Source organism: Nocardia sp. CDC159 (assembly GCF_023740735.1).
Lineage (GTDB): Bacteria > Actinomycetota > Actinomycetes > Mycobacteriales > Mycobacteriaceae > Nocardia > Nocardia pulmonis.
On sequence record NZ_JAMRXH010000006.1, the window covers coordinates 116,175 to 139,222 of the forward strand.

24 protein-coding genes are annotated in these 23,048 nt (G+C 69.1%); 19 read left to right on the plus strand and 5 right to left on the minus strand.

The annotated features are described in order from the left end of the window. Positions 1-73: 73 nt before the first annotated feature. A complete protein-coding gene (locus NDR87_RS15420) occupies positions 74-706 on the plus strand; it encodes a TetR/AcrR family transcriptional regulator (RefSeq protein ID WP_251913765.1) in 633 nt (210 codons plus the stop codon). Then, entirely contained in the window at positions 703-2,220 is a 1,518-nt protein-coding gene (locus NDR87_RS15425; RefSeq protein ID WP_251913764.1) for a glycosyltransferase family 39 protein, read from the plus strand. Before NDR87_RS15420 ends, NDR87_RS15425 begins: the two co-directional genes overlap by 4 nt. Before the next feature lie 256 nt (positions 2,221-2,476). Here the strand turns inward: NDR87_RS15425 and NDR87_RS15430 are convergent, their stop codons facing one another. Next, the gene (locus NDR87_RS15430) at positions 2,477-3,196 is read right to left on the minus strand and encodes a peptidylprolyl isomerase (RefSeq protein WP_251913763.1); all 720 of its coding nucleotides are present in this window, start codon (positions 3,194-3,196) and stop codon (positions 2,477-2,479) included. A gap of 231 nt (positions 3,197-3,427) precedes the next feature. On the opposite strand from NDR87_RS15430, the gene NDR87_RS15435 reads away from it, so the two are divergent. Together NDR87_RS15435 and NDR87_RS15440 are read left to right on the plus strand one after the other, a co-directional pair. Then, positions 3,428-3,697, plus strand: coding sequence for a hypothetical protein (locus tag NDR87_RS15435; RefSeq protein ID WP_251913762.1), 270 nt, complete (start codon positions 3,428-3,430; stop codon positions 3,695-3,697). Positions 3,698-3,851: 154 nt separating this feature from the next. Then, entirely contained in the window at positions 3,852-4,253 is a 402-nt protein-coding gene (locus NDR87_RS15440) for a hypothetical protein (protein WP_251913761.1), read from the plus strand. Positions 4,254-4,266: 13 nt separating this feature from the next. Here NDR87_RS15440 and NDR87_RS15445 read toward each other — a convergent pair whose 3' ends face one another. Next, positions 4,267-5,688 carry a PLP-dependent aminotransferase family protein gene (locus tag NDR87_RS15445; protein WP_251913760.1) on the minus strand — a complete coding sequence of 474 codons (1,422 nt, stop codon included), beginning with the start codon at positions 5,686-5,688 and terminating at the stop codon, positions 4,267-4,269. Positions 5,689-5,879: 191 nt separating this feature from the next. On the opposite strand from NDR87_RS15445, the gene NDR87_RS15450 reads away from it, so the two are divergent. The 9 genes from NDR87_RS15450 (at position 5,880) to NDR87_RS15490 (ending at position 15,192) form a co-directional block, all read left to right on the plus strand. After that, a complete protein-coding gene (locus tag NDR87_RS15450) occupies positions 5,880-6,719 on the plus strand; it encodes a nitrilase-related carbon-nitrogen hydrolase (protein ID WP_251913759.1) in 840 nt (279 codons plus the stop codon). Further along, the gene (gene hydA, locus NDR87_RS15455; protein WP_251913758.1) at positions 6,716-8,137 is read left to right on the plus strand and encodes a dihydropyrimidinase; all 1,422 of its coding nucleotides are present in this window, start codon (positions 6,716-6,718) and stop codon (positions 8,135-8,137) included. Before NDR87_RS15450 ends, hydA begins: the two co-directional genes overlap by 4 nt. 13 nt (positions 8,138-8,150) lie before the next feature. Next, positions 8,151-9,188: a TIGR03842 family LLM class F420-dependent oxidoreductase gene (locus NDR87_RS15460; RefSeq protein ID WP_251913757.1), complete on the plus strand. Its 1,038-nt coding sequence runs from the start codon at positions 8,151-8,153 to the stop codon at positions 9,186-9,188. A gap of 123 nt (positions 9,189-9,311) precedes the next feature. Continuing rightward, positions 9,312-10,271 (plus strand): ABC transporter permease subunit, encoded by a 960-nt coding sequence (locus NDR87_RS15465; protein WP_251913756.1) that lies wholly within the window; start codon positions 9,312-9,314, stop codon positions 10,269-10,271. Positions 10,272-10,396: 125 nt separating this feature from the next. After that, complete coding sequence (locus NDR87_RS15470; protein WP_251913755.1) at positions 10,397-11,254, plus strand: ABC transporter ATP-binding protein; 858 nt, start codon at positions 10,397-10,399, stop codon at positions 11,252-11,254. Next, positions 11,251-12,039 carry an ABC transporter permease gene (locus tag NDR87_RS15475; protein WP_251913754.1) on the plus strand — a complete coding sequence of 263 codons (789 nt, stop codon included), beginning with the start codon at positions 11,251-11,253 and terminating at the stop codon, positions 12,037-12,039. The genes NDR87_RS15470 and NDR87_RS15475 overlap by 4 nt, the downstream gene beginning before the upstream one ends. After that, positions 12,036-13,172: an ABC transporter substrate-binding protein gene (locus tag NDR87_RS15480; protein WP_251913753.1), complete on the plus strand. Its 1,137-nt coding sequence runs from the start codon at positions 12,036-12,038 to the stop codon at positions 13,170-13,172. The genes NDR87_RS15475 and NDR87_RS15480 overlap by 4 nt, the downstream gene beginning before the upstream one ends. Next, complete coding sequence (locus tag NDR87_RS15485; RefSeq protein WP_251913752.1) at positions 13,172-14,476, plus strand: aspartate aminotransferase family protein; 1,305 nt, start codon at positions 13,172-13,174, stop codon at positions 14,474-14,476. Before NDR87_RS15480 ends, NDR87_RS15485 begins: the two co-directional genes overlap by 1 nt. 35 nt (positions 14,477-14,511) lie before the next feature. Further along, positions 14,512-15,192 (plus strand): TIGR00266 family protein, encoded by a 681-nt coding sequence (locus NDR87_RS15490; protein ID WP_251913751.1) that lies wholly within the window; start codon positions 14,512-14,514, stop codon positions 15,190-15,192. 365 nt (positions 15,193-15,557) lie between these two features. On the opposite strand, the gene NDR87_RS15495 is transcribed toward NDR87_RS15490, so the two are convergent. Both NDR87_RS15495 and NDR87_RS15500 read right to left on the minus strand, forming a co-directional pair. Then, positions 15,558-16,067 carry an NUDIX domain-containing protein gene (locus tag NDR87_RS15495; protein ID WP_251913750.1) on the minus strand — a complete coding sequence of 170 codons (510 nt, stop codon included), beginning with the start codon at positions 16,065-16,067 and terminating at the stop codon, positions 15,558-15,560. Continuing rightward, the gene (locus tag NDR87_RS15500) at positions 16,060-16,782 is read right to left on the minus strand and encodes a GntR family transcriptional regulator (RefSeq protein ID WP_251913749.1); all 723 of its coding nucleotides are present in this window, start codon (positions 16,780-16,782) and stop codon (positions 16,060-16,062) included. Before NDR87_RS15500 ends, NDR87_RS15495 begins: the two co-directional genes overlap by 8 nt. 163 nt (positions 16,783-16,945) lie before the next feature. On the opposite strand from NDR87_RS15500, the gene NDR87_RS15505 reads away from it, so the two are divergent. The 6 genes from NDR87_RS15505 (at position 16,946) to NDR87_RS15530 (ending at position 22,418) form a co-directional block, all read left to right on the plus strand. Continuing rightward, on the plus strand, positions 16,946-18,238 hold the full coding sequence (locus NDR87_RS15505) for an MFS transporter (RefSeq protein ID WP_251913748.1): 1,293 nt from the start codon (positions 16,946-16,948) through the stop codon (positions 18,236-18,238). A 29-nt stretch (positions 18,239-18,267) separates the two neighbouring features. Then, positions 18,268-19,014, plus strand: coding sequence for a LamB/YcsF family protein (locus NDR87_RS15510; RefSeq protein WP_251913747.1), 747 nt, complete (start codon positions 18,268-18,270; stop codon positions 19,012-19,014). Continuing rightward, positions 19,011-19,646: an allophanate hydrolase subunit 1 gene (locus NDR87_RS15515; RefSeq protein WP_251913746.1), complete on the plus strand. Its 636-nt coding sequence runs from the start codon at positions 19,011-19,013 to the stop codon at positions 19,644-19,646. The genes NDR87_RS15510 and NDR87_RS15515 overlap by 4 nt, the downstream gene beginning before the upstream one ends. Next, positions 19,643-20,524, plus strand: a complete 882-nt coding sequence (locus NDR87_RS15520) for a biotin-dependent carboxyltransferase family protein (protein ID WP_251913745.1) — start codon at positions 19,643-19,645, stop codon at positions 20,522-20,524. The genes NDR87_RS15515 and NDR87_RS15520 overlap by 4 nt, the downstream gene beginning before the upstream one ends. A gap of 122 nt (positions 20,525-20,646) precedes the next feature. Then, positions 20,647-21,024, plus strand: coding sequence for a nitroreductase family deazaflavin-dependent oxidoreductase (locus tag NDR87_RS15525; RefSeq protein WP_251913744.1), 378 nt, complete (start codon positions 20,647-20,649; stop codon positions 21,022-21,024). Between the two features lie 92 nt (positions 21,025-21,116). Further along, the gene (locus NDR87_RS15530) at positions 21,117-22,418 is read left to right on the plus strand and encodes a glycoside hydrolase family 1 protein (protein ID WP_372494199.1); all 1,302 of its coding nucleotides are present in this window, start codon (positions 21,117-21,119) and stop codon (positions 22,416-22,418) included. On the opposite strand, the gene NDR87_RS15535 is transcribed toward NDR87_RS15530, so the two are convergent. Further along, entirely contained in the window at positions 22,411-22,938 is a 528-nt protein-coding gene (locus NDR87_RS15535; RefSeq protein WP_286013624.1) for a GNAT family N-acetyltransferase, read from the minus strand. The genes NDR87_RS15530 and NDR87_RS15535 overlap by 8 nt on opposite strands. Positions 22,939-23,048 lie beyond the last annotated feature (110 nt).

A 23,048-nucleotide genomic window follows, 5' to 3' on the forward strand; every position in this document is an offset into this window, starting at 1 on the left:
CGGCCGCGGGATGGCCGCTGCCCCCGGAACTTCCGGGTTGGGGGTGAGTGGCCCGGTGGCCTAAAATTTGGCCATGCGGCCAGAAAATGAGACGGGTGGTCGACGGCGGTCGTTCATCGAGGAGGCGCGGCGGCGGCAGATCATCGCGGCGGCGGTGGAGGTGATCTCCGAGGTGGGGTATGGGAATGCCTCGTTGGCGCGGATTGCCAAGCGGGCGGGGATTTCCAAGGGGGTCATCTCGTATCACTTCGATGGGAAGGACGAGCTGATGGCCGAACTGGTTGTGCAGCTCTATGTTTCGGGGGGCGAGTTCGTGGGGCCGGCGGTGGGGCAGGCCGTGGGGGCGCGCGACAAGTTGCTGACCTATTTGGATTCGAATCTGCGGTTCATCGACGCGAATCGGATGTATGTGGCCGCGATGACGGATGTGGTGATCAATCTGCGCAATCCGGATGGCACGCTGCGGTTCACCTCGGATGAGGGGGAGGGCCCGATCATCAAGCCACTCATCGAGATTCTGCGGGTGGGGCAGGACAGCGGAGAATTCGGCGAATTCGACCCGGTCGTGATGGCAAAGGTTCTGCGCGACACCATCGATGGCGCGGCGGGGCGGGCCATCCGAGAACCGGACTGGGATGTGGATCAGTACGCGGCCGAGGTGTGCCGACTGTTCGATCTGGCCACTCGGAAGGGGAAGGACGAATGACGACAGTACTGGAAACCGGGGCGCCGCAAGGTGATACCGAACGGCCGCCGTTCGCGACGGTGGGAGTGACGGCGGTGGTCGCGATTTCGGCGGTCGCGCTGCTGGCCTCGATCGGGCGATACGGATTCTTCGGCGACGAGCTGTATTTCATCGCGGCGGGGCGGCGGCTGGCCGAGAGCTATGCCGATCAGGGGCCGCTGGTGCCCGCGATCGCGCGCCTGATGGACGAACTCGCGCCGGGTTCGCTGGTGGCGCAACGACTTCCGTCGGTGCTGGTGACATTGGCGGCCATTGTGGTCAGCGCGCAGACCGCGCGGGAACTGGGGGGTTCGCGCGGGGCGCAGGTGCTGACGGCGGTCGCCTACGCGGTGTCGCCGTTCCTGTTGATTCAGGGGACGCAGCTGGCGACGAACTCGCTCGATACCGCGCTGTGGGTGGCGATCGGCTGGCTGGTGGTGCGCTGGGTGCGGACCCGGCGCGCCGATCTGCTGTTCTGGGCGGGTGTCGTCACCGCCATCGATATGCAGGTGAAATGGCTGGTCCCATTCTTCTGGGCGGCGATTGCGGTAGGTGTGCTGATCTTCGGCCCGCGGGCGATGCTGCGGCAGGCGGCGCTGTGGTGGGGCGCGGCGCTGGTGGTTCTGACCATGCTGCCCAGTCTGTTCTGGCAGGCCCGGCACGGCTGGCCGCAGCTGGGGATGGGCGCGCAGGTGGCGGCCGAGCAGGAGACGATGGGCGGGCGGCTGACATTCGTGCCGATCGCGCTCGCGATCGCGGGTTTGCTGGGCGTGACGCTGCTGGTGTGCGGCATGGTGGCGCTGCTGCGGCTCGAGGCGCTGCGCCCGTATCGCTTCTTCGCCGTGGTGCCGATCGTGCTCCTCGCGGTCTTTCTGATCACCGACGGCCGCCCGTACTACGTGCTGGGTTGCTACCCGGTGGTGATGGCGGCCGGGGCGGTGCTGTGGACGCGGCGGGCGGCCAGGTGGCGCACGATCGTGGCGGCGCTGCTGTCGATCGTCTCGGCGGCCGTCGTGGTGTGGGCGCTGCCGGTGCAGCCGGAGCGCAACCTGCGCCCGGCCGCCGACGAGCGGGAGGCGGCCATGAATATGTCGATCTACGCCAAACTCGGTTGGCCGGAACTGGCGCGGGCCACCGCCGCGGCCTACCGGTCGCTGCCGGAGGCGGACCGCGCCCGTGCCGTGGTGATCGCCGACTCCTATTGGCAGGCCAGCGCATTGGACGTCGCCCGCCCCGACCACGGTCTGCCCGCGGTCTACAGCCCCAACCGCGGCTTCGGCTATTTCGGCACCCCACCCGATTCCGCGACGACCGTCGTCTGGGTCGGCGGCGACGGCTCCGAGCCCCGCGCCCGCTGCGCCGAGGTGTCCGCGATCGGTCGCGCCGACTCCCGGCTGGGCTTCCCGGGTATCACCCGCGACGTCACCCTCTGGCGCTGCGACAATCCGAAAACGCCGTGGTCCCAGGCGTGGTCGTCGATGATGCGCCTGGGCTGACGATGGCACGGGCGGTCAGCCGGTCCGGGTGGGGGCGGGCTGCTCGGGGCTCGCTATCCGGGCGGCCGAGAACTCCGGCCTGGTCGATTCGCGAGACTTCTACCGACCGTGGACCGATCTCGCGGTCTTTTCCGGCGTTGCGCATCTGTCCCGCCAGCGGACGGTCCGGTTCACCACGGCGACCGAACCGTCCGCTGGCCGTCGCCTCAGCAGGTGGGTGAATCACGTTCGTCGAGAACGGCGATCGCGCCCGGCGTCAGTTGATGGTGGTAACCGTCTGCAGAACGATGTCGGAGGCGGGGGCGCCGTCGGGGGAACCGTCGCGGGTGCCGCCCCGGGCGATGTTCTGCAAAACGTCCATGCCGCTGGTGATGTGGGCGAAGGGGGTGTACTTCGGGGGGAGCTGGGTGTCGGAGTAGACCAGGAAGAACTGGCTGCCGTTGGTGTTCGGGCCCGCGTTGGCCATGGCGACGGTGCCCGCGGGGTAGGTGGCGCCGTCGAGGTTTTCGTCGGCGAACTGGTAGCCGGGGCTGCCGGTGCCGGTGGCCGTGGGATCGCCGCACTGCAGGACGAAGATGCTCTCGGTGGTGAGGCGGTGGCAGCGGGTGTTGTTGAAGTACTCCTGATCGGACAGGAACTTGAACGAGTTGACCGTGTGTGGGGCGCGGGCGGCGTCCAGGGTCATGGCGATCGTGCCGCAGTTGGTCTGCAGGTTGGCGGTGTAGGTGGCGCTCTGATCGATCGCCATGGCGGGCTCGACCGGCCAGGTCGCATTCTTCGGCTGGCCCGGCGCCGCGGTCAGGCAGCCGGGCGTCTCGGTGTGCGCGGGCATGGCGAAGGCGCGCCCCGTGACGAGGATCGCGAGCGAGACGCCGGCAGCGACCAGGCCCAGGCGGCGAAGGGTCTTGCGGCGCCGCGGATTTCGGCGGACGGGCAGGGTCGGGTCGAGCTGCGGGGTCTGCGGAACGCTCTGCACCGGGGTGAGCCTCCTTGATCCGGTCACACAGGACGATGTCGTCGGGCATCATTCCATGCCGGACGCTGGGCGCGCCGGGAGAGTCACGGAAAAGATGGCAGCCGGTCGGTGTGTCGGTTTCTTGGGCATGGCGTGCGGATATCGCCGCCGACGCGCCATACAGTGTGCCGAAGCAGTTGCTCGTTGATAACCATCGATCCGGCGGCGGCCGGGGCGGAGAACGGAGCAAGGATGAAACGCATCGCTGTGGGTGTGACGGGAGTGGGGATCGCGGTGGCCGCGGTGGCCGCGGCGGGGTCCGCGACGGCGGCCCCGCCCGAGGGCGTGTACTGCGCCGCCGGAATGTGCTTCAACAGCACCTCGAAGACGCAGACGGTGACCGGCGTCGCCGTGTGCCCGACGGCGCAGCTGCCGGTGACCTGGACGATCGAGCCCATGACCGCCGCGTCCATGACCATGGTCTGCCCGACCGGCGTCGCGCCGCAGACGGTCGAGTTCTGATCGCCCGGTGGCCGACCGGTGCCGGTCGGCCACCGGCCCCCGCGTCCCTGATGACACGACACATGCCGAGCGGTACGGAATTGCGTCGACGAGAACCTATGATCGGGTCGGCTGTCGCGTTCTGACCGTTCGAGCATCGACCGAAGGGGACGCCATGACTCATGTTCAGCATCCCGTGCGGCAGGGCATTGCCGCCGGGACCTCCACCGCCGCCGCGGTCCTGCTCATCGTGGTGGGTGTGCTGTCGATCCTGCAGGGGATCTCCGCCGTCGCGGCGGACGATCTGTTCGTGGTCGGCTACGACTATGTGTACCGCTTCGACACCACGACGTGGGGGTGGATCCATATCGTCGTCGGCATCGTCGCGATCATCGCGGCCGTTGGGCTGCTCACGGGCACGACGTGGGGCCGGGTGGCGGCCATCGTGCTCGCCGCGCTCTCCATCGTGGGTAACTTCCTGTGGATTCCGTACTATCCCGCCTGGTCGATTCTGATCATCGCCCTCGACGTCGTGGTCATCTGGGCCATCGCGACTTGGCGGCCGTCTGCGTCCTGATCCGGCGGGCCGGTCAGCCGCGACGGATGCGCCGATAGGTCGGCAGCGCCGTCGCCGCCGCGGCCAGATGTGCTGCCACCGTCGCGATCTCGCCGTCGGGTATCGCGGCGATGGTGATCCGCAGGTGGTCGCCCGCGGGATGGTCCACGACCTCGAAAGGGCCGCCCGGGGCCGCCTTGATCCCCGCCGCGGCCAGGGAGATCATGGCGGCGTTCTCGTCGGCGACGGGGAACCAGAGGTTGATGCCGTCGGGGCGAGGGACCGTGATGCCATGGTGGGCAAGTGATTTGCGTAAGGCTTCGGCTCGGGTGCGGTAGATGGCTCGGGCGTCGGCCACCGCGGTGCGGGCCGCGGGATCGGTCAGCATGTGCAGCAGCACCCGCTGGAGCAGGCGGCTGGACCAGCCGGGGCCGAGCATGCGGCGCTCGATGACCGGGTCGAGCACCGCGGCGGGGCCGCCCGCGACCGCCAGGCGCAGGTCCGCGCCATGGGATTTGGAATACGAGCGGATGTGCACCGTACGCTGCGGCAGCCGGGCGCCCAGGGAGCGCGCCGGAGCGTGCGCGATTCCGGCCGCGTGATCGTCCTCGATGACGAGAACGTCCGTGCCGGCGAGGATGTCGGCCAGCTCCCGAACCCGTCGCGCCGACAGCGAAGCGCCCGTGGGATTCTGCGCCCGTGGCTGGAGCAGCAGCGCGCTCGGATCGTGCGTCGCGACCGCGGCGGCGAGTTCGCCCGGCAGCGGGCCGGATTGATCCATCGCCACCGGAACCGCGCGCGCCCCGAGCCGGGTGAGCAGGTCGAGAAACGGTGGGAAGCAGGGGTTTTCGACCAGCACCGCGTCGCCGAGTCGGACGTGGGTGCTCAGCAGCCGGTCGATGGCGTCGAGCGCGCCGTCGAGCACGGTGAAACGCTCCGCGCGCGAGGGCCAGTCCTCGGCGACCACCGCCGCGAGATCCGGCAGCATCGCATCGCCGAGGTAGGTCGCCGACAGCTGGTCGATCGCTCCGTCGCGGGCCAGCACCCGCAGCGCGCCGGTCAGATCCGGCAGCAGCTCCGGATCCGGCACGCCGCGCGACAGGTCGACTCGAAAGGTGTTGTCCGAGCGCGGATGCAGCCGCTGATACCGTCCGATCGGCACCGCGGCCGGGCCCGGCGGGGCCGATCCCACGAAGGTTCCCGCCCGCCCCCGCGCCACGATCGCCCCCGTGCCCGCCAGCGCCCGCCACGCCTGATTCACGGTCGCGGGCGAGACCCTGAGCTCGCGCGCCAGCTCCCGCACCGTGGGCAGTCGGGTCCCCGGCCCGATCGTCCCCGACCGGATGGCTCGGCTCACCGCCGCCGCGATCCCGGCCGCCGTCCGGTCGTCGAGATCGGCGATCACCGCCGCGACCGCGACCGGTTCGCCCGATTCGGAGACGGCGGGCTGGGCCATCACCGGGCCTCCGCGCGGGCTGCCGTCGCTGCGGACGTTCGGGGTAGTGGGTAAGGGTCGGTGGTCACAAGCGTCATTCTGCGGGGGAGCGCGGGCACGGACCATCACCGGGGCCAGGATTTACGGTCCCGAAACTGTTTCCTCCCCGTTGTAACACAACGGCATTGGTTCAGGGTGCACAATCACAAAGCATGGCAATCGTTCGAGCGGCGCTCGTCCAGACGGACTGGACCGGCGACAAGGAGTCCATGATCAAGGCACACGAGGACTACGCGCGGCAGGCCGCCGCGGCGGGTGCTCGGGTGATCTGTTTCCAGGAGTTGTTCTACGGGCCGTATTTCTGTCAGCTACAGGACGCGAAGTTCTACGACTACGCCGAGTCGGTGCCCGGCCCCACCACCGAGCGCTTCGCGGCGCTGGCCAAGGAGCTGGGCCTGGTGATGGTGCTGCCGGTGTACGAGCAGGAGCAGCCGGGCCTGCTGTACAACACCGCCGCCGTCATCGACGCCGACGGCAGCTATCTCGGTAAATACCGCAAACACCACATCCCGCACGTCAACGGGTTCTGGGAGAAGTTCTACTTCCGCCCCGGCAACCTGGGCTGGCCGGTCTTCGATACCGCCGTCGGCCGGGTCGGGGTGTACATCTGCTACGACCGGCACTTCCCGGAGGGCTGGCGGGCGTTGGGCCTGGCCGGGGCGGAGATCGTCTTCAACCCCTCGGCGACCTCGCGCGGGCTGTCGGGTTATCTGTGGAAGCTCGAGCAGCCCGCCGCGGCGGTCGCCAACGAGTACTTCATCGGCGCGATCAACCGGGTGGGCGTGGAAAGCGACTATGGCGACGACGATTTCTACGGCACCAGCTATTTCGTCGATCCCGAGGGCAAGTTCGTCGGTGCGGTCGGCTCCGACTCCGCCCCCGAGCTCATCGTCCGCGATCTGGACATGGATCTGATCAAGGTCGTGCGCGACCGCTGGGCCTTCTATCGCGACCGCCGTCCCGACGCCTACGGACCGCTGGTGCAGCCATGACCCGCATACTCATTCGGGGTGGAATCGTGGTGTCCGCCACCGGATCGCAACCGCTCGACGTGCTGATCGACGGCGAGACCATCGCCGCGGTTCTCGCGCCGGGGACCTCGATCCTCGGTACCGATCCGGCGACGGTGGCCGACCAGGTCATCGACGCGACCGGCAAATACGTGATTCCGGGCGGGGTGGACGCACACACCCATATGCAGATGCCCTTCGGCGGCACCGAGGCCTCCGACACCTTCGAAACCGGTACGCGCGCGGCGGCATTCGGCGGCACCACGACCATCGTCGACTTCGCCGTGCAGACGCCGGGGGTGCGGGTGCAGGACGCGATCGCGGCCTGGCACGACAAGGCCGACGGGCAGTGCGCGATCGACTACGGCTTCCACCAGATCATCGGCGACGTCAACGACGAATCCCTCGAGGGCATGGCGGAATTGGTGGCCGAGGGCGTCACCAGCTTCAAACTGTTCATGGCCTATCCGGGGGTGTTCTACTCCGACGACGGCAAGATCCTGCGTGCCATGCAGACCAGTGCCGAGCTCGGTGCGCTGCTGATGATGCACGCGGAGAACGGCATCGCCATCGATGTGCTCGTCGCGCAGGCGATTCAGCGCGGCGAGACCGCACCCTACTTCCACGGCGTCACCCGGCCGTGGCAGATGGAGGAGGAGGCCACCCATCGGGCGATCATGCTGGCGCAGGTGACCGGCGCACCGCTGTATGTGGTGCATGTGTCGGCCAAGCAGGCGCTGGAGCAGATCGCGCACGCCCGGGGCAGGGGGCAGAACGTCTTCGGCGAGACGTGCCCGCAGTATCTGTACCTTTCGCTCGAAGAGCAGTTGGGCGCACCGGGTTTCGAGGGCGCCAAATGGGTGTGCTCGACGCCGCTGCGTGCCCGCGCCGAGGGGCATCAGGACGAGCTGTGGCGCTACATCCGCACCGGGGACGTCACCTCGGTGGCCACCGACCACTGCCCGTTCTGCATGAAGGACCAGAAGGAGCTGGGCGTCGGCGATTTCAGCAAGATACCCAACGGAATCGGTGGGGTGGAGCATCGGATGGATTTGATGTTCCAGGGCGTCGCGGACGGCCGGATCTCGTTGGAACGCTGGGTGGACGTGTGCTGTACGACCCCGGCTCGCATGTTCGGCATGTATCCGCGCAAGGGCGTGATCAGCCCGGGTGCGGACGCGGATGTGGTGATCTACGACCCGAACGGGCACACCAGTATCGGGCTCGGCAAGACCCATCACATGAACATGGACTATTCGGCCTACGAGGGTTTCGAGATCGACGGCCATGTCGACACCGTGCTCTCGCGCGGGCGCGTGATCGTCGACGACAACCGGTATCTGGGCAGCGCGGGCCACGGTCGTTTCGTGCGGCGTGAGCTGTCGCAGAACCTGATCTGAACGGAGTGCGTTCATGGACATCGGCGTGGTGCTGCAATGCACGCCGCCCGCCTCGCGGGTGATCGAGCTCGCCAGATTGGCCGAGACCCACGGCTTTTCGCATGCGTGGACGTTCGACTCGCATCTGCTGTGGGAGGATCCCTATGTCATCTACAGCCAGATCCTGGCCGTGACCCGCAAGATCGTCGTCGGCCCGATGGTGACCAACCCGTCCACGCGGGACTGGACGGTGATCGCGTCCACCTTCGCCACCCTCAACGAGATGTTCGGCAATCGGACGATCTGCGGTATCGGCCGCGGGGATTCGGCGCTGCGCGCCATCGGCCTGCCCCCGGCCACGCTGGGCAGGCTGCGCGAATCCATCGGTGTGATCCGCGAATTGGGCAACGGCCGCAGCGCGCGGGTGGGCGATACGGTGGTGCGATTCCCGTGGGCGGGGGCGTCCCGACTGCCCGTCTGGGTGGCCGCCTACGGTCCCAAGGCGCTCGATCTCACCGGCGAGGTGGCCGACGGATTCATCCTGCAGCTGGCCGATCCGGATATCACGGCCTGGACCGTCGCGCGGGTGCGGGCGGCGGCCGAGCGGGCCGGGCGCGACCCGGCGGCGGTGACGATCTGTGTGGCCGCTCCGGCCTATGTCACCGACGGGTCGAAGGAATCGCTCGCACACGCCCGCGAGCAGTGCCGGTGGTTCGGCGGGATGGTGGGCAACCACGTCGCCGACATCGTCGCGAAATACGGTGGGAACAGCGAGGTTCCGGCCGCGCTCACCGACTACATCGCCGGACGCACCGGATACGACTACAACCAGCACGGCCGGGCGGGCAATACGCACGCCGAGTTCGTGCCCGACGCCATCGTGGATCGGTTCTGCGTGCTGGGCACGCCCGAGGAGCATGTGCATCGGCTGCGGGAACTCGAGGCACTGGGGGTCGACCAGTTCGCGGTCTACCTCCAGCACGATGCCAAGACCGCCACGCTCGACGCCTACGGTGAATCGGTCCTCCCGCACCTGGTCCGCCCGGTCACCGCGACGGCGAGGGCCGAGTGAGCGGCCGAGCCTCGCACCTCTTCGGGGCCTTCGCACCCGGTGTGGGCGGCCGCATCGGGTGCGAAGCCCTGGAAAGGGTGCGGCGCGTGGGTTCGGGCAGCGGCGGACGGGGAGGGGTGCGCCGTGACCGGGGTCGGTGAGAAGGGGGCGGGGGCGGCTGTCGATCTGCTGGTCGCGGAGACGGTGGCGAGCGGGCGGACCGGATGGTGGGGGGAGCGGCGGCGGGGCGGGCGGGTGCTGTATCCGGTTGCCGCGTTCGGGTTGGTGCTGGTGGCTTGGGAGTTGGTGAAGCTGCTGGTTCCGGCCCAGGGGGTGAGCGTCGGTGGCCAGCGGGTGCTGCCGCGGACCTCGGATGGGGCGCTGCCGCATGTGTGGTCGGTGGTCACCGTGCTGGGGGAGCGCGACGGGCAGCGGACGGTGGGCGAAACCCTGGTGCGCACGGCGGGTTTCACGCTCGGGCTGGCGCTGCTCGCGCTGGTGCTGGGCACGGTGATCGGGGTGACGCTGGCGGTGGTGATGCAGCGGTTCGTCTGGGTGGAGCGCGGGCTGTTCCCGTATGTGGTTGTCTCGCAGACGGTTCCGTTGATCGCGTTGGCGCCGCTGGTGGCCGGGTGGGGTGGCCGGATCGTGATCGCGGGTCAGCCGTGGCGGCCGTGGATGAGCATCGTGGTGATCGCGGCCTATCTGGTGTTCTTCCCGGTCACCATTGGCATGCTGCGCGGATTGCAGTCGCCGTCGCGGGCGGCGGTGGAATTGCTGCACAGCTTCGCGGCCGGGTGGTGGGCGACGCTGCTGCGGTTGCGATTACCCGCGGCCGTGCCGTACCTCCTGCCCGCGCTGCGGCTGGCGGCCGCGGCGGCGGTGATCGGCGCGGTGGTCGCGGAGATCTCCACCGGCACCGCGGGCGGTATCGGCCGGCAGATCATCGTCTTCGCACAGCAGTCGACCGGCAATGCCGCCCGGCTGTACGCGGCGGTGCTCGCCGCGGCCCTGCTCGGGGTGGCGCTCACCGCGCTGGTCTCGCTCGCCGAACGGGCCCTGCTCCGCTACCACGCTCCCGTCTCGCCGGGCGGCCCCCGATGACCGCCCGCACAGCCGCACCCCTTCCGTCTCCTCGCACCCTGTGCGGAGGGTCACAGGCGGTGCGAAGAGCGACAAAGGGTGCGGGGTCGATTTCGGTCCGCCTTGCGGGGCGGTAGGAGGTATCTGTGGGTAGGTCTGTTGCCGAAAGGACCGCGGCGGCACCGGAATCCGGGCCGGTGGCCGCCGTGGAACTGCGGGAGGTCGGCAAGGTGTACGCCGCGGGCTCGGTCACGGCGCTGCGGGACATCGAGCTGACGGTGCGGGCGGGGGCGTTCGTCTCGCTCATCGGGCCGTCGGGCTGCGGGAAGTCGACGCTGTTGCGGATCGTGGCGGATCTGGAGCAGCCCAGTGCGGGAACCGTTGCGGTGCAAGGTAAAACGGCGCATCGGGCCCGGCTGGATCAGGACTACGGCATCGCCTTCCAGCAGGCCGGGCTGCTGGACTGGCGCACCGTGCGCGAGAACGTCGAGCTGCCCCTCGAACTGCATCGGGTGCCCAAGGCCGAACGGCGCAGGCGCAGTGCGGAACTGCTGGAGATGACCGGGCTCACCGACTTCGCCCGCCGCCATCCGGGCGAACTGTCCGGCGGCATGCAGCAGCGGGTCGCCATCGCCCGCGCCCTGGCCCGCAAACCGCCGCTGCTGCTCATGGACGAGCCCTTCGGCGCCCTGGACGAGATGACCCGCGAGCGCATGCAGGGTGAACTGCTGCGCATCACCGCCGAGACCGGCGCGGCGGTGATCTTCGTGACCCACTCCATCCCCGAGGCGGTCTTCCTCTCCGATCGGGTGGTCGTGATGACCCCGCGACCGGGCCGCGTCACCGCGATCGTCGAGACCGGCGGCTGGGGACGAAAGGCCGGTACCGGCACCGATATTCGGGCGAGCGAGGAGTTCTTCGCCGCGGTGGCCGCGGTGCGCGCCGCCCTGCACGGCGGTCATGGGCTGGAATCGCCCGACGCGGTCGGCAAGGAGCTGCGATGAGGCGTGCGAGAACGGTCGGGGCAGTGCGCGGGTGGCTCCCGCCCGTCCTGGTCGGCGTGCTCGGGCTCGCGGCGTGGCAGATGCTGACGACCGCGGCGCGGGTCCCGTCGTTCCTGCTGCCCGCGCCGTCGGCGATCTGGACGGCATTGCGCGCCAACGCCGCCAATGTCACCCAGGCCGCGGTGGCTACCGGTGCCAATGCCCTCGTCGGCCTGGTGGCCGGTACCCTCCTCGGTGTACTCGCCGCCGTGCTGGCGGTGCGGTTCCGGGTACTCGACGGTCTGCTGGGCCCGCTGGCCGCCGCGGCGGCCGCCGTCCCCATCGTCGCGCTGGCGCCGCTGCTCAATTCGATGTACTCGACCACCACCGATATGCCGCGGCGACTGGTGGCGACGATCGTGGTGTTCTTCCCGATCTATGTCAGCACGGTCAAGGGGTTGCGGCAGGTGCCAGCCGTGCACCACGATCTGATGAGCGCGTATGCGGCCACCGGATGGCAGATCACCCGGACCGTGCGCCTGCCCGCCGCGCGGCCGCATCTGTTCACCGGGCTGCGCATCGCCGCACCCGCCGCCGTGATCGCCGCGCTGATCGCCGAATACTTCGGCGGACTGCAACACGGCCTGGGCAGTCGCATCATCTCCGCGGCCGCCAATACCGCCTATCCCCGCGCCTGGGCCTATGTCGTCGCGGCCATGGTGCTCGGCCTGATCTTCCTCGGCGGCGTCCTGCTGCTCGAACAACTCACCCGCCGTCCCCGAACGATCTTCCGGAGCATCAGATGAGAAGTCCCGCAACGAGATTCCGCACCTGGTTGACGGTGGCGGTCATCGTTCTGGCGGCCGTCACCGGCTGCGCCACGACCGAGACGACCACCACCGCCGACGGGCTCACCAGGGTGAAACTGCAGTTGCAGTGGTTCAAGCAGGGCCAGTTCGCCGGATATCTGGCGGCGGTGCATCAGGACTTCTACCGGGAGCAGGGGCTCGACGTCGAAATCCTCGACGGCGGAACCGATATCGTGCCGCAGACCGTGCTGGCCCAGGGCCAGGCCGACTATGCCGTCGCCTGGGTGCCCAAGGCGCTGGCCTCGCGCGAGGCCGGGGCGGGCATCACCGAGGTGGCGCAGATCTTTCAGCGCTCGGGTACCAAACAGGTGGCCTTCAAGGCCGCGAATATCAGCGGCCCCGCGGATCTGAAGGGGAAGAAGGTCGGAAACTGGGGCTACGGCAATGAATTCGAGCTGTTCGCCGGGATGACGAAGGCGGGTCTGGACCCCGCCCGGGACGTCACCCTGGTGCAGCAGCAATTCGATATGAACGCCTTCCTCGGCCGCGATATCGACGCGGCCCAGGCCATGTCCTACAACGAGTACGCCCAGCTGCTGGAGACGAGGAATCCAGCCACCGGAAAGCTGTACGGCCCGGAGGATTTCACCACCATCGACTGGAACGATCAGGGCGTGACCATGCTGCAGGACGCCATCTGGGCCAATACCGAGAGGCTGCAGGACGCGGCGTATCGGGACCGGACGGTGAAATTCCTCGCGGCATCGCTGCGGGGCTGGGCGTTCTGCCGCGACAATGTCGACACCTGCCGGGATCTGACCGTGGCCGCCGGATCCACCCTGGGCGCCAGCCATCAGCAGTGGCAGATCAACGAGGTGAACAAGCTGATCTGGCCCTCGCCCAATGGAATCGGCGTGATCGACAAGGCGGCCTGGGATCGCACGGTCACCATCGCGATGGGAACGCGCAATCAGGAGGGCCACACCGTGCTCACCAGGGCGCCCGACGCCGACGCGTACACCAACGAATATGTCACCAGGGCATTGGATCTACTGAAGTCGCAGCACATCGATGTCATCGGCGGCGGATACACCCCGCAGGCCGTGACGCTCACCGAAGGGGGTAAGTAGTGGACCACGTCTTCTATCCGTGGAGTGCGCAGGCGGCGGTGCATCCGGTGCCGATCACCGGCGCGTCGGGCTCCTGGTTCTGGGACGCCGAGGGCAGGCGCTATCTGGATTTCTCCTCCCAGCTGGTGAATGTGAACATCGGGCATCAGCATCCGGATATCGTGGCCGCCATTGTGGCGCAGGCGAATACGCTCACCACCATTTCCCCGACCGTCGGCAACGAGGTGCGCAGTGAATTGGCGCGGATGATCGTCGATCGTGCGCCGGGTGCGCTGAATCGGGTGTTGTTCACCACCGGCGGGGCGGAGGCGGTGGAGCATGCGGTGCGGTTGGCGCGCAGCTATACCGGCCGCACCAAGATGCTGGCGGCGTATCGGTCGTATCACGGCGGCACCGGTACGGCGATCGGGCTGACCGGTGAGCCGCGGCGCTGGGGCGCGGAACCCACCAATGTCGACGTGGTGCGCTTCTTCGGGCCCTATCCGTACCGATCGCCCTGGCAGACAACGAGTCCCGAGGAGGAGGCGGCCGCAGCGCTGCGGCATCTGCGGCAGGTGATCGAACTGGAGGGGCCGCGGCACATCGCGGGACTGATCCTCGAGACGGTGGTGGGCACCAATGGTGTGCTGGTACCGCCGCCGGGCTATCTGGCCGGGGTGCGGGAGCTGTGCGACGAATTCGGCATCGTCTACATCGCCGACGAGGTGATGGCCGGATTCGGCCGGGTCGGGGAGTGGTTCGCCGTACAGCATTTCGATGTCGCCCCGGATCTGATCACCTTCGCCAAGGGGGTCAACTCCGGCTATGTGCCGCTCGGCGGGGTGCTGATCGCCGAGCCGATCGCCGCCCGCTACGACCATACGGTGTATCCGGGCGGGCTCACCTACGCCGGGCATCCGCTGGCCTGTGCGGCCGGGGTGGCGTCGATCAAGGTGTTCGAACGCGACGGCATTCTCGATCATGTTCGGACGGTCGGCGCGGATGTGCTCGGAAAGGGGTTGCAGGAATTGGCGACCCGGCATCCGTCGGTGGGTGAGGTGCGCGGGCTGGGATTCTTCTGGGCGCTGGAGCTGGTCCGTGATCCGGGCGCGCGCACGCCGCTGGTGCCGTTCGCGGCCGAGGGGGAGGCCATGGAGCCGATGCGGCGGGTTACCGCCGCGGCCAAGGAGCGCGGGCTGTGGCCGTTCGCGGTCGCCAATCGGCTGCAGCTCGCTCCGCCGCTGCCGACCAGCGCCGACGAGGTGCGCCACGGCCTGGCGATCCTGGACGAGGTGCTGGCCGTGGCCGACGGCTACCTGGAGTAGCCGGATCGATACCGAGCACTGTTAGGGTCGCCGACATGAAGGTGGAATTGCGGCACAATCCCTCCTCGACCGTCGCGCGCTGCTTCCTCGCGGCAGGCGAACCGATGCGGGTGGAAAGCGGTGCCATGTTGGCACATTCGGCCGGGGTGACGCTCACCGCGAAGGCGGAGGGCGGGCTGCTGGCGGGTTTGAAGCGGTCGGTGCTGGCCGGTGAGTCGTTCTTCGTCTCCACGTTCACCGCGCCGCCGCAGGGCGGGTGGGTCGATGTCGCGCCCGCCCTGCCCGGGGACATGCTGGCGCTGCCGATCGCACAGGATCGGCCGTTCTTCATCAGCCGCGGCAGCTGGATCGCCAATTCCCATGGCGTGCAGGTGGAAACGAAGTGGGGCGGGCTGGCGAACCTGTTCGGCGGGGAGGGCGGGTTCGGGCTGCGCGCGCACGGGCAGGGCGAGGTGGTGCTCGGTGTGTTCGGGGCGATCGATGTCATCGATCTGCGGCCGGGGGAGCCGGTGACGATCGACAGCGGACATGTGGTCGCCTACGACCTCGCGGTGAAGTTCAGCATCCGGCGGGCGGTGTCCGGGCGGTCGCTGCAGTCGCTGAAGTCGGGGGAGGGCCTGGTCTTCGACTTCACCGGGCCCGGGCGGGTGCTGCTGCAGACCCGCAACCCGGGTGCGTTCGCGGCCTGGGCGGGCGCGGTCACTTCCTCGGGCTAGATCGTTAGCACGAGAAACGTTATAGGGGTTCATTACTCGCCGGTGTGAAGTTTGCTCGGAAAGCGCTTCTGTCCAGAAGTGAATCAGGCATGCTTCAGTCATCGCTACGAACCGCAGTGGTGATGACCCGGAGATGAGGAGGACGTTATGGAAACAGGTTCGAGTGCAGGTTCAGCGGCGGCTCTGCTCGCCGACCTGATTTCCCGAACCATCCTGAAGCTGCTGTCGGGCAGCGCAGAATAGACGCGCGTTCGCGCGAACCGACAGCCCACCGGCCCCGCAGACCCGGTGGGCTGCTCGGTTTTTCGGGGGTCTGCGGGGCAATGGGGGATGGGGTGGGCTGCTGGTGAGGGGTAGTGGGGGAGTCAGCGCAGGATTTGGGGGAGCAGGGTTCGGGTGTCGGGGACGAAGGGCCAGGCGGGGTCGCGGAGGTGGGAGTGGAGTTCGGCGTCGGTCCACCACCAACCAGCGGCGATTTCCTCGGGTTGGTGGTGGATGGGGCCGTCGTAGCGGAGTTCGTAGGCGAACAGGTGGCAACGCATCGGTTTGGCGGACCAGATTCCGTCCCAGGCGGCGGTTGCCAAAAGGGTTGGGGCGGTGTCTGTTTCGATGCCCAGTTCCTCGGCCAGTTCGCGGACGGCCGCGGTGAGCGGATCCTCGTCGGTGCCGACGACGCCGCCCGCCAGGCAGTCGTGCATACCGGCGAAGACGGCCTTGGTGTCGGTGCGGCGGTGGACGTAGAGGCGGCTGCCGTCGCGGGAGCGCACCAGCACCCCGGCGCTGGCGTGCCAGAGGCCCTCCGCGTAGACGATCGAGCGTTCCTCGGCGCCGATGCGACGGCCCGTGCGGTCGTAGACGGCGATGACCTCACCCATGGGCGGAAGTCCTTCCAGGACGGGCGATCTCGGCGTACGCCGCGCGCAGCTGCGCCTCGGCATCGGCGAGGTAGTCGGCGAGCAGGGTCGCCGCGGTCTCGGCCCGCCCGCCCGTCAGGGCATCGAAGACGTCGTGATTGCGGTGCAGATACGGGCGATGGAAGGTTTCGGGCTCGGCCACCACATGGAAGATCAGCCGCAACTCGTTCCAGACCCCGGACATGAGCGCGTCGAGCAGGCGGCTGCCGTTGAGTGCGGTCACCGCCCGGTGGAAGTCCACGTCCGCGGTGCCCACGCCGGTCCAATCGTCCTGTGCCGCACAGCGATCGGCTCGCTCCAGGGCCGCCGCGACGGGGGCGAGATCGGTGCCGGTGCGCGGATGTTCGCGCAGCGCGGTACATTCCACGATGCGGCGGCACCGGTAGACCTCGGCGATGTCCTCGACGGCCGGAACCCGCACGAATACGCCGCGATTGAGTTCGTGGACGACCAGCCGCTCCTCGATCAGCGTCCGGAACGCCTCGCGCAGCGTATTGCGCGAGACCGTCAGCGCCGCGCAGATATCCGGCTCCGACAGCCGGGCGCCCGGCCGGAAGGTGCCGTCCAGGATGCCGTCGCGGATGATGTCGGCGACCTGGGCGCTGCGGCTGGCGCGGTCGAGCTTGCCGCGGTGCGCGGCCAGTGCGGCATAGGTCTCGACAGCGGAATGCGCCATCGCGTCCCTCCTTGGGTGCCGGTCCACGTGCGGATTTGTCGAATCCGAGGCTACCGCCCGGAGATCACCGAATGCGAACGATCCAATCGAAGTATTGCCGGATCGTTCAACGATTTCGTACGATGAGATCTCTGCCACACCCCAGCACGACCGAGGGGTCACCATGACCTACACCTTCATCAGCCCGCCCAGCGGCACCCCCGATCCGGATCGCGGCGCGGCCGCGCGGCCGTTCGACTGGTTCCGCACGCTCGGCGCGCGCGGTAAGCGCGCCTTCATCGGCGCCTTCGGCGGCTACGGCCTGGACTCCTACGACTTCCAGGTGCTGCCGCTGTCACTCGGCGCGATCGCCTCCTACTTCGCGATCAGCACGGGCCAGTCGGGCCTGCTCACCACCGTCACACTCGTGGTGTCGGCGCTCGGCGGCGCGATCGCGGGCACGCTGGCCGATCGCATCGGCCGCGTCCGTACGCTGCAGCTGACCATCGCCATGTACGCCATCTTCACCGTATTGTGCGGTTTCGCCTGGAATTTCGAGAGCCTGATGGTCTTTCGCGCGCTGCAGGGCCTCGGCTTCGGCGGGGAATGGGCGGCCGGGGCCATCCTGGTCGCCGAATACGCCCGGCCGGAGTATCGCGGCCGCGCGGTGGCCTTCGTGCAGAGCGCGTGGGCGGCGGGCTGGGGGCTGGCGGTGTGCGTGTACACCGTGGTGTTCCAGGTGTTCGACGAGAGCGTGGCCTGGCGGGTGCTGTTCTTCACCGGGGCGCTGCCCGCACTGCTGATCGTCTGGGTGCGCCGCAGCGTCACCGACGCCGCGGCCCACACCGAGCGCCTGGCGGGCACGGCCGAGCGCGGTCGGTTCGGGGCGATCTTCGGCCGAGATCTGTTGCGCACCACCTTCTTCGCGGCATTGCTGGCGACCGGGGTGCAGGGTGGGTACTACACCCTGGCCACCTGGCTGCCGACCTATCTGAAGAAGAGTCGCCATCTGACGGTGGTCGGCACCGGTGGCTATCTGGTCTTTTTGATCCTCGGCGCGTTCCTGGGCTACGTCAGCGGCGGTATCCTGACCGACAAGCTGGGCCGCAAGCGCAATATTCAGCTGTTCGCCGTGCTGTCGGTGGTGTTCATGGTCGCCTACACCCAGATTCCGCAGGGCGCCGACACCTTGGTGCTGGTGCTCGGCTTCCCGCTGGGCTTCGCCACCTCCGCGATCTTCTCCGGCTTCGGCTCGTATCTGTCGGAGCTGTACCCCACCCAGTTCCGGGGCACCGGACAGGGATTCACCTACAACTTCGGCCGCGGCGTCGGCGCGGTCTTCCCGACGGTGGTGGGCTATTTGGCCGGAACCTCGCTCGGGCTCACGGGTGCGATGCTGTTCGGAGCGCTGGGCTATGCCGTGGCGGTGCTGGCCCTGTTCGGTTTGCCCGAGACGCGCGGGCGAGAGCTGGTCTGAGAAAGTCATGGACGAAAGCGAGGAATGCGATGATCGATCTGAACAGTGATCTGGGCGAGGGTTTCGGCGCCTGGACCATGGGTGACGACGCGGCCCTACTCGATATCGTCACCAGCGCCAACATCGCCTGCGGCTTCCATGCCGGGGACCCGTCGATCATGCGGCGGACCTGCGCGCTGGCCGTGGAGCGCGGGGTGCGGATCGGCGCGCACATCTCCTATCGGGACCTGGCGGGCTTCGGCCGCCGGGCCATGGCGGTATCGCCGCGCGAGCTGGCCGACGAGACGCTGTATCAGATCGGCGCGCTGGACGCCTTCGCCCGCGCGGCCGGGGACCGGGTGCGATATGTGAAACCGCATGGGGCGCTGTATCATTCGGCCTCGGCCGATCCGGCGGTGGCCGATGCGGTGGTGAGCGCGATCGCCGAGTACGGCCGGTTGAGCGTGCTCGGCCTGCCCGGCTCGCAACTGCAGGCCGCCGCGGCGGCCGCCGGAATCCCGTTCCACGCCGAGGGCTTCGCCGACCGCGCCTACACCCCGGCCGCGACGCTGGTGCCGCGCAGCGAACCGGGGAGCGTACTGGATCCGGAAGCAGCCCTGGGGCAAGCGGTTTCGATCGCGGTCGACGGTTCGACGCGATCCCGCGACGGCGCCCCGGTCGCCGTGCCCGCGCGCAGCCTGTGTGTGCACGGCGATTCACCGGGTGCGGTCGCCATGGCCGAGGCCATTCGAGAAGCGCTGCGCGCCAAGGGCGTTGAGTTGCGGGCCTTCGCATGACCGACGTCCGGATCCGGCCGGCCGGTGACCGCGCCCTGCTGGTCGAACTGCCCGGCGGGGTCGCGCCCGCCGGATTCAGCGAGTATGTGCGCGCACATCCGATCGAGGGCATCGCGGATCTGCTGCCCGCGGCGCGGACGGTGCTGGTCACGCTGGAACCGGGTGCGACGAAGGTCGAGGAACGGCTGTCCGCGGTGGTGGCCGAGGTCGCGGCCGCGGCCGAAACGCCCTCCGACGGTGGGCCGCTGGTGGTTCCGGTGCGCTACGACGGGGCCGATCTCGCCGAGACGGCGGCCCTGCTCGGGATCGGCGAGCAGGAGCTGATCGCCCGGCACACCGGCCACATCTGGCGCTGCGCCTTCCTCGGATTCGCGCCGGGCTTCGGCTATCTGGAGGCCCCCGACGCGGGACTGTCGGTGCCGCGGCGCGATCGGTCCCGCACCGCGGTCCCCGCCGGGGCGGTCGCGCTGGCCGGTGGCTACAGCGCCGTCTACCCGCGCCGCTCGCCCGGCGGATGGCGAATCATCGGCAGCACCGACGTGGTGCTGTGGGATCTCGGGCGGTCGGAACCGGCGCTGCTGCGGCCCGGAGCTCGGGTGCGTTTCGTCGACGAGGGAAATCGGCGCGGATGAGGGTGAGCGGGGCGATGCTGCGGGTGTTCGAGCCCGGGATGTTCAGCACCATCCAGGATTTGGGGCGGCCCGGGTGGTTTCACGCGGGCGTGGGGATTTCGGGCGCGGTCGATCGGGGAGCGCTGACGCTGGCGAATCGGCTGGTGGGCAACGAGGAATCGGCCGCGGGCATCGAATGTGTGCTCGGCCGTTTGGTTCTGGTGGCGACCGGTCCGGCGGTGCTGGCGGTGACGGGTGCGCCCGCGCCGATCACCGTGGACGGGCGGCCCGAGGGCCGGGGATCGGTGCTGTTCCTGGAGGCGGGACAGCGGCTCGAACTGGGTGTCGCCCCGGTGGGATTGCGGTGTTACGTGGCGGTGCGGGGTGGGATCGATATCGCGCCGGTGCTCGGTTCGCGCAGTCGCGACACGCTCGCGGGGCTGGGGCCCGAGCCGCTGCGGGCGGGTGCCGAGCTGCCGATCGGAGCCCCGCCGCGGCGCTGGCCCGAACTGGAGCTGGCGCCCCTGCCCGCGATGAGCGACGAACCGGTCACCGTCCGAGTCCGGTTGGGGCCCAGGGATGATTGGTTCGACAATCCGACCGATCTGTTCGTGGGCGGGTGGCAAGTCTCCAGCGACTCCGATCGGATCGGGGTGCGGCTGGATCGGGCCGGGGATGCTCCGGCGTTGCGGCGCACCGGTTCCGAGGAGCTGGCGACCGAGGGCATGCCGCTGGGGGCGATCCAGGTGCCGCCCTCGGGTCAGCCGGTGGTGTTCCTGGCCGACCACCCGATCACCGGCGGATATCCGGTGGTGGGCACGGTGATCGACGCGGATGTCGACGCGCTGGCACAGGCCCGGCCGGGCCAACGGGTCCGTTTTCTTCCCTGGCGGCCCTGAGCGGTTGCGGCGGATCGGCCAGGTGCGCACCGTCTTTCGGCCACCTGCCGTCGTTCGCCACCCGGATGCCGGGGTGGCGGCGTAACCTGTGGTGCGCAAGGGACTTCCGAGAGGGGACGCTCATGCCGTTGCCGCAGGCGCTGGCGAGGTTCAACCGACGAGTCACCAACCGGATCGCGAGCCCCGTCGCGGGCCGTTCGCGCGGCTTCGGAGTCGTCGTGCACAAGGGTCGCAAGTCCGGCCGGATCTATCGCACGCCGGTGACGATCTTCGTCCGCGACGGCGCCTATCGGATCGCGCTCACCTATGGCCGCGAGGTCGACTGGGTCAAGAACATCCTCGCGGCGGGAACGTTCGAGCTCGAGACCGGCGGGCAGCCGCTGCTGCTGACCGATCCGGTCGTCCGCCACGATCCGGCGGCGGACTGGGCTCCGGCGGGCGTGCGGCAGCTACTGCGTCTGGTCGGCGCGGAATATTACCTGGAGGCCCGACCGGCGTGACTCCGCGTCGGTTGGTCGGATGACCGTCCGGGGATGGTAGAAAACTGAGGGAGCGTGCGGGTCCTCGACGAGTGAGAGGGTGTGTGCTGGTGATTCGACGGGCGACAGGCTTTCGTCCCGCAACGATATTCGCGCTCGCCGCGGCGGCCGTGCTCACGTTCGGCGGGCTGACGCCCGCCCGAGCGCAGGCGGCGCCTCCGGTCGGCGGCGATTTCCTGTGGGGCGTGGCGTCCTCGGGATTCCAGAGCGAGGGCAATGCGCCCGACAGCAACTGGAGCCGCTACGCCAACTCCGGACGGGTGTCGGACCCGTACGGCGATTCGGTCGACTTCTACCACCGCTATCGCGACGACATCGGGCTCGCGGCCGACCTCGGGGCCAAGGTGTACCGGATCAGCGTCGAGTGGGCGCGGGTGCAGCCGCGGCCGGGGGAGTGGGACGAGGCCGGATTCGCGTTCTACGACAGTGTGATCGGCGCCATCAAGGCGGCGGGCATGCGACCGATGATCACCCTCGACCACTGGGTCTTCCCCGCCTGGGAGCTCGACCGCGGCGGCTGGTCCAATCCGGGCATGGTCGACGACTGGCTGGCCAACGCCCGCGCGGTGGTCGATCGCTACGCCGGTGACGATCCGCTGTGGGTGACCTTCAACGAACCCACCCTCGGGCCGCCGATCTTCGTCGCGCAGGGCAATCTGCCGCCGGAGCAGGCCGGGATCGCGCTGGATCGCCAGGTCACCGCGCATCGGGCGATCTACGACTACATCCACGCCCGTCAGCCCGGCGCGATGGTGACCAGCAACGTGTCCTATACGCCCGGTTACGAATTCCTGGCCCAGATCCCGTTCGAGAACCGGGTCGCCGACAAGCTCGACTACATCGGCATCGACTACTACTACGGCAGCCTGCCGTCGCCGGTCGATTCGCTGCTGAAGAACACGCCGTGGGCGACGCCGCTGCAGCCCGAGGGCATCTACTACGCGCTGCGGCACTACGCCCGGCAGTTCCCGGGCCGTCCGCTCTACATCGTCGAGAACGGCATGCCCACCCACGACGGCAAGCCGCGCGACGACGGCTGGACCCGCGCCGACAACCTGCGCGATACGGTGTACTGGCTGCAGCGCGCCAAGGCCGACGGCATGAACGTCATGGGCTACAACTACTGGAGTCTCACCGACAACTACGAATGGGGTTCCTACTCACCGCGTTTCGGCCTCTACACCGTCGATGTGAAGACCGATCCGTCGCTGACCCGGCACCCCACCGACGCCGTGCCCGCCTATCGCGACATCATCGCCCAGGGCGGTGTGCCCGCCGACTACCATCCGACCCGCCCGCCGACACCGTGCTCGATCGTCGACCCGCCGTTCAGTTGTATCGATCCGGTCAGGTGAGCATCCGGCGCATGACGACGCGGGGGAATCCACCGGAGGTGGCCGTCGTATCGGCGGCCTTGGTGAACCCCGCACCCTCGAACATGGCTCGGGTGCCGACGAAGGCGAGGGTGCCGTCGACCTTCCGGCCGCCGTTGTCGACCGGATAGCCCTCGATCGCGGGCGCGCCATGGACCCGGGCGTGGTCGACCGCGCCGTACAGCAGCGCGGTGGCGACGCCGCGGCGGCGACGTCCGGCGCGGACCTTGAAGCACCAGACGGTCCAGACCGGGAGGTCGTCGACCCACGGAATGCGCTCGGAGCGGGCGAAGAACGCGAGCTCGGCCCGCGGCGCGACCCCGGCCCAGCCGACCACCTCGCCACCGTCGTAGGCGAGCACGCCCGGCGCGGGATCGCGCCGGCACAGTTCGGCGGCCCGCTCGCGCCGGGCCGCGCCGGTGAGCGCGGCGTTCTCCTTGGCGTCGAGCCGATAGGACAGACACCAGCAGGCGTCGGCGCCGGGGCGTTTCGGCGCGAGCATGGTCGCCACGTCGTCGAAGTGCTGCGCTGTCGCCGGCACGATTCGAGGCACGATCGCATTGTGGCAGCGGCGGCGCTCGGTAGGGCCGGCGGGGTGACGACGGTCCGCCG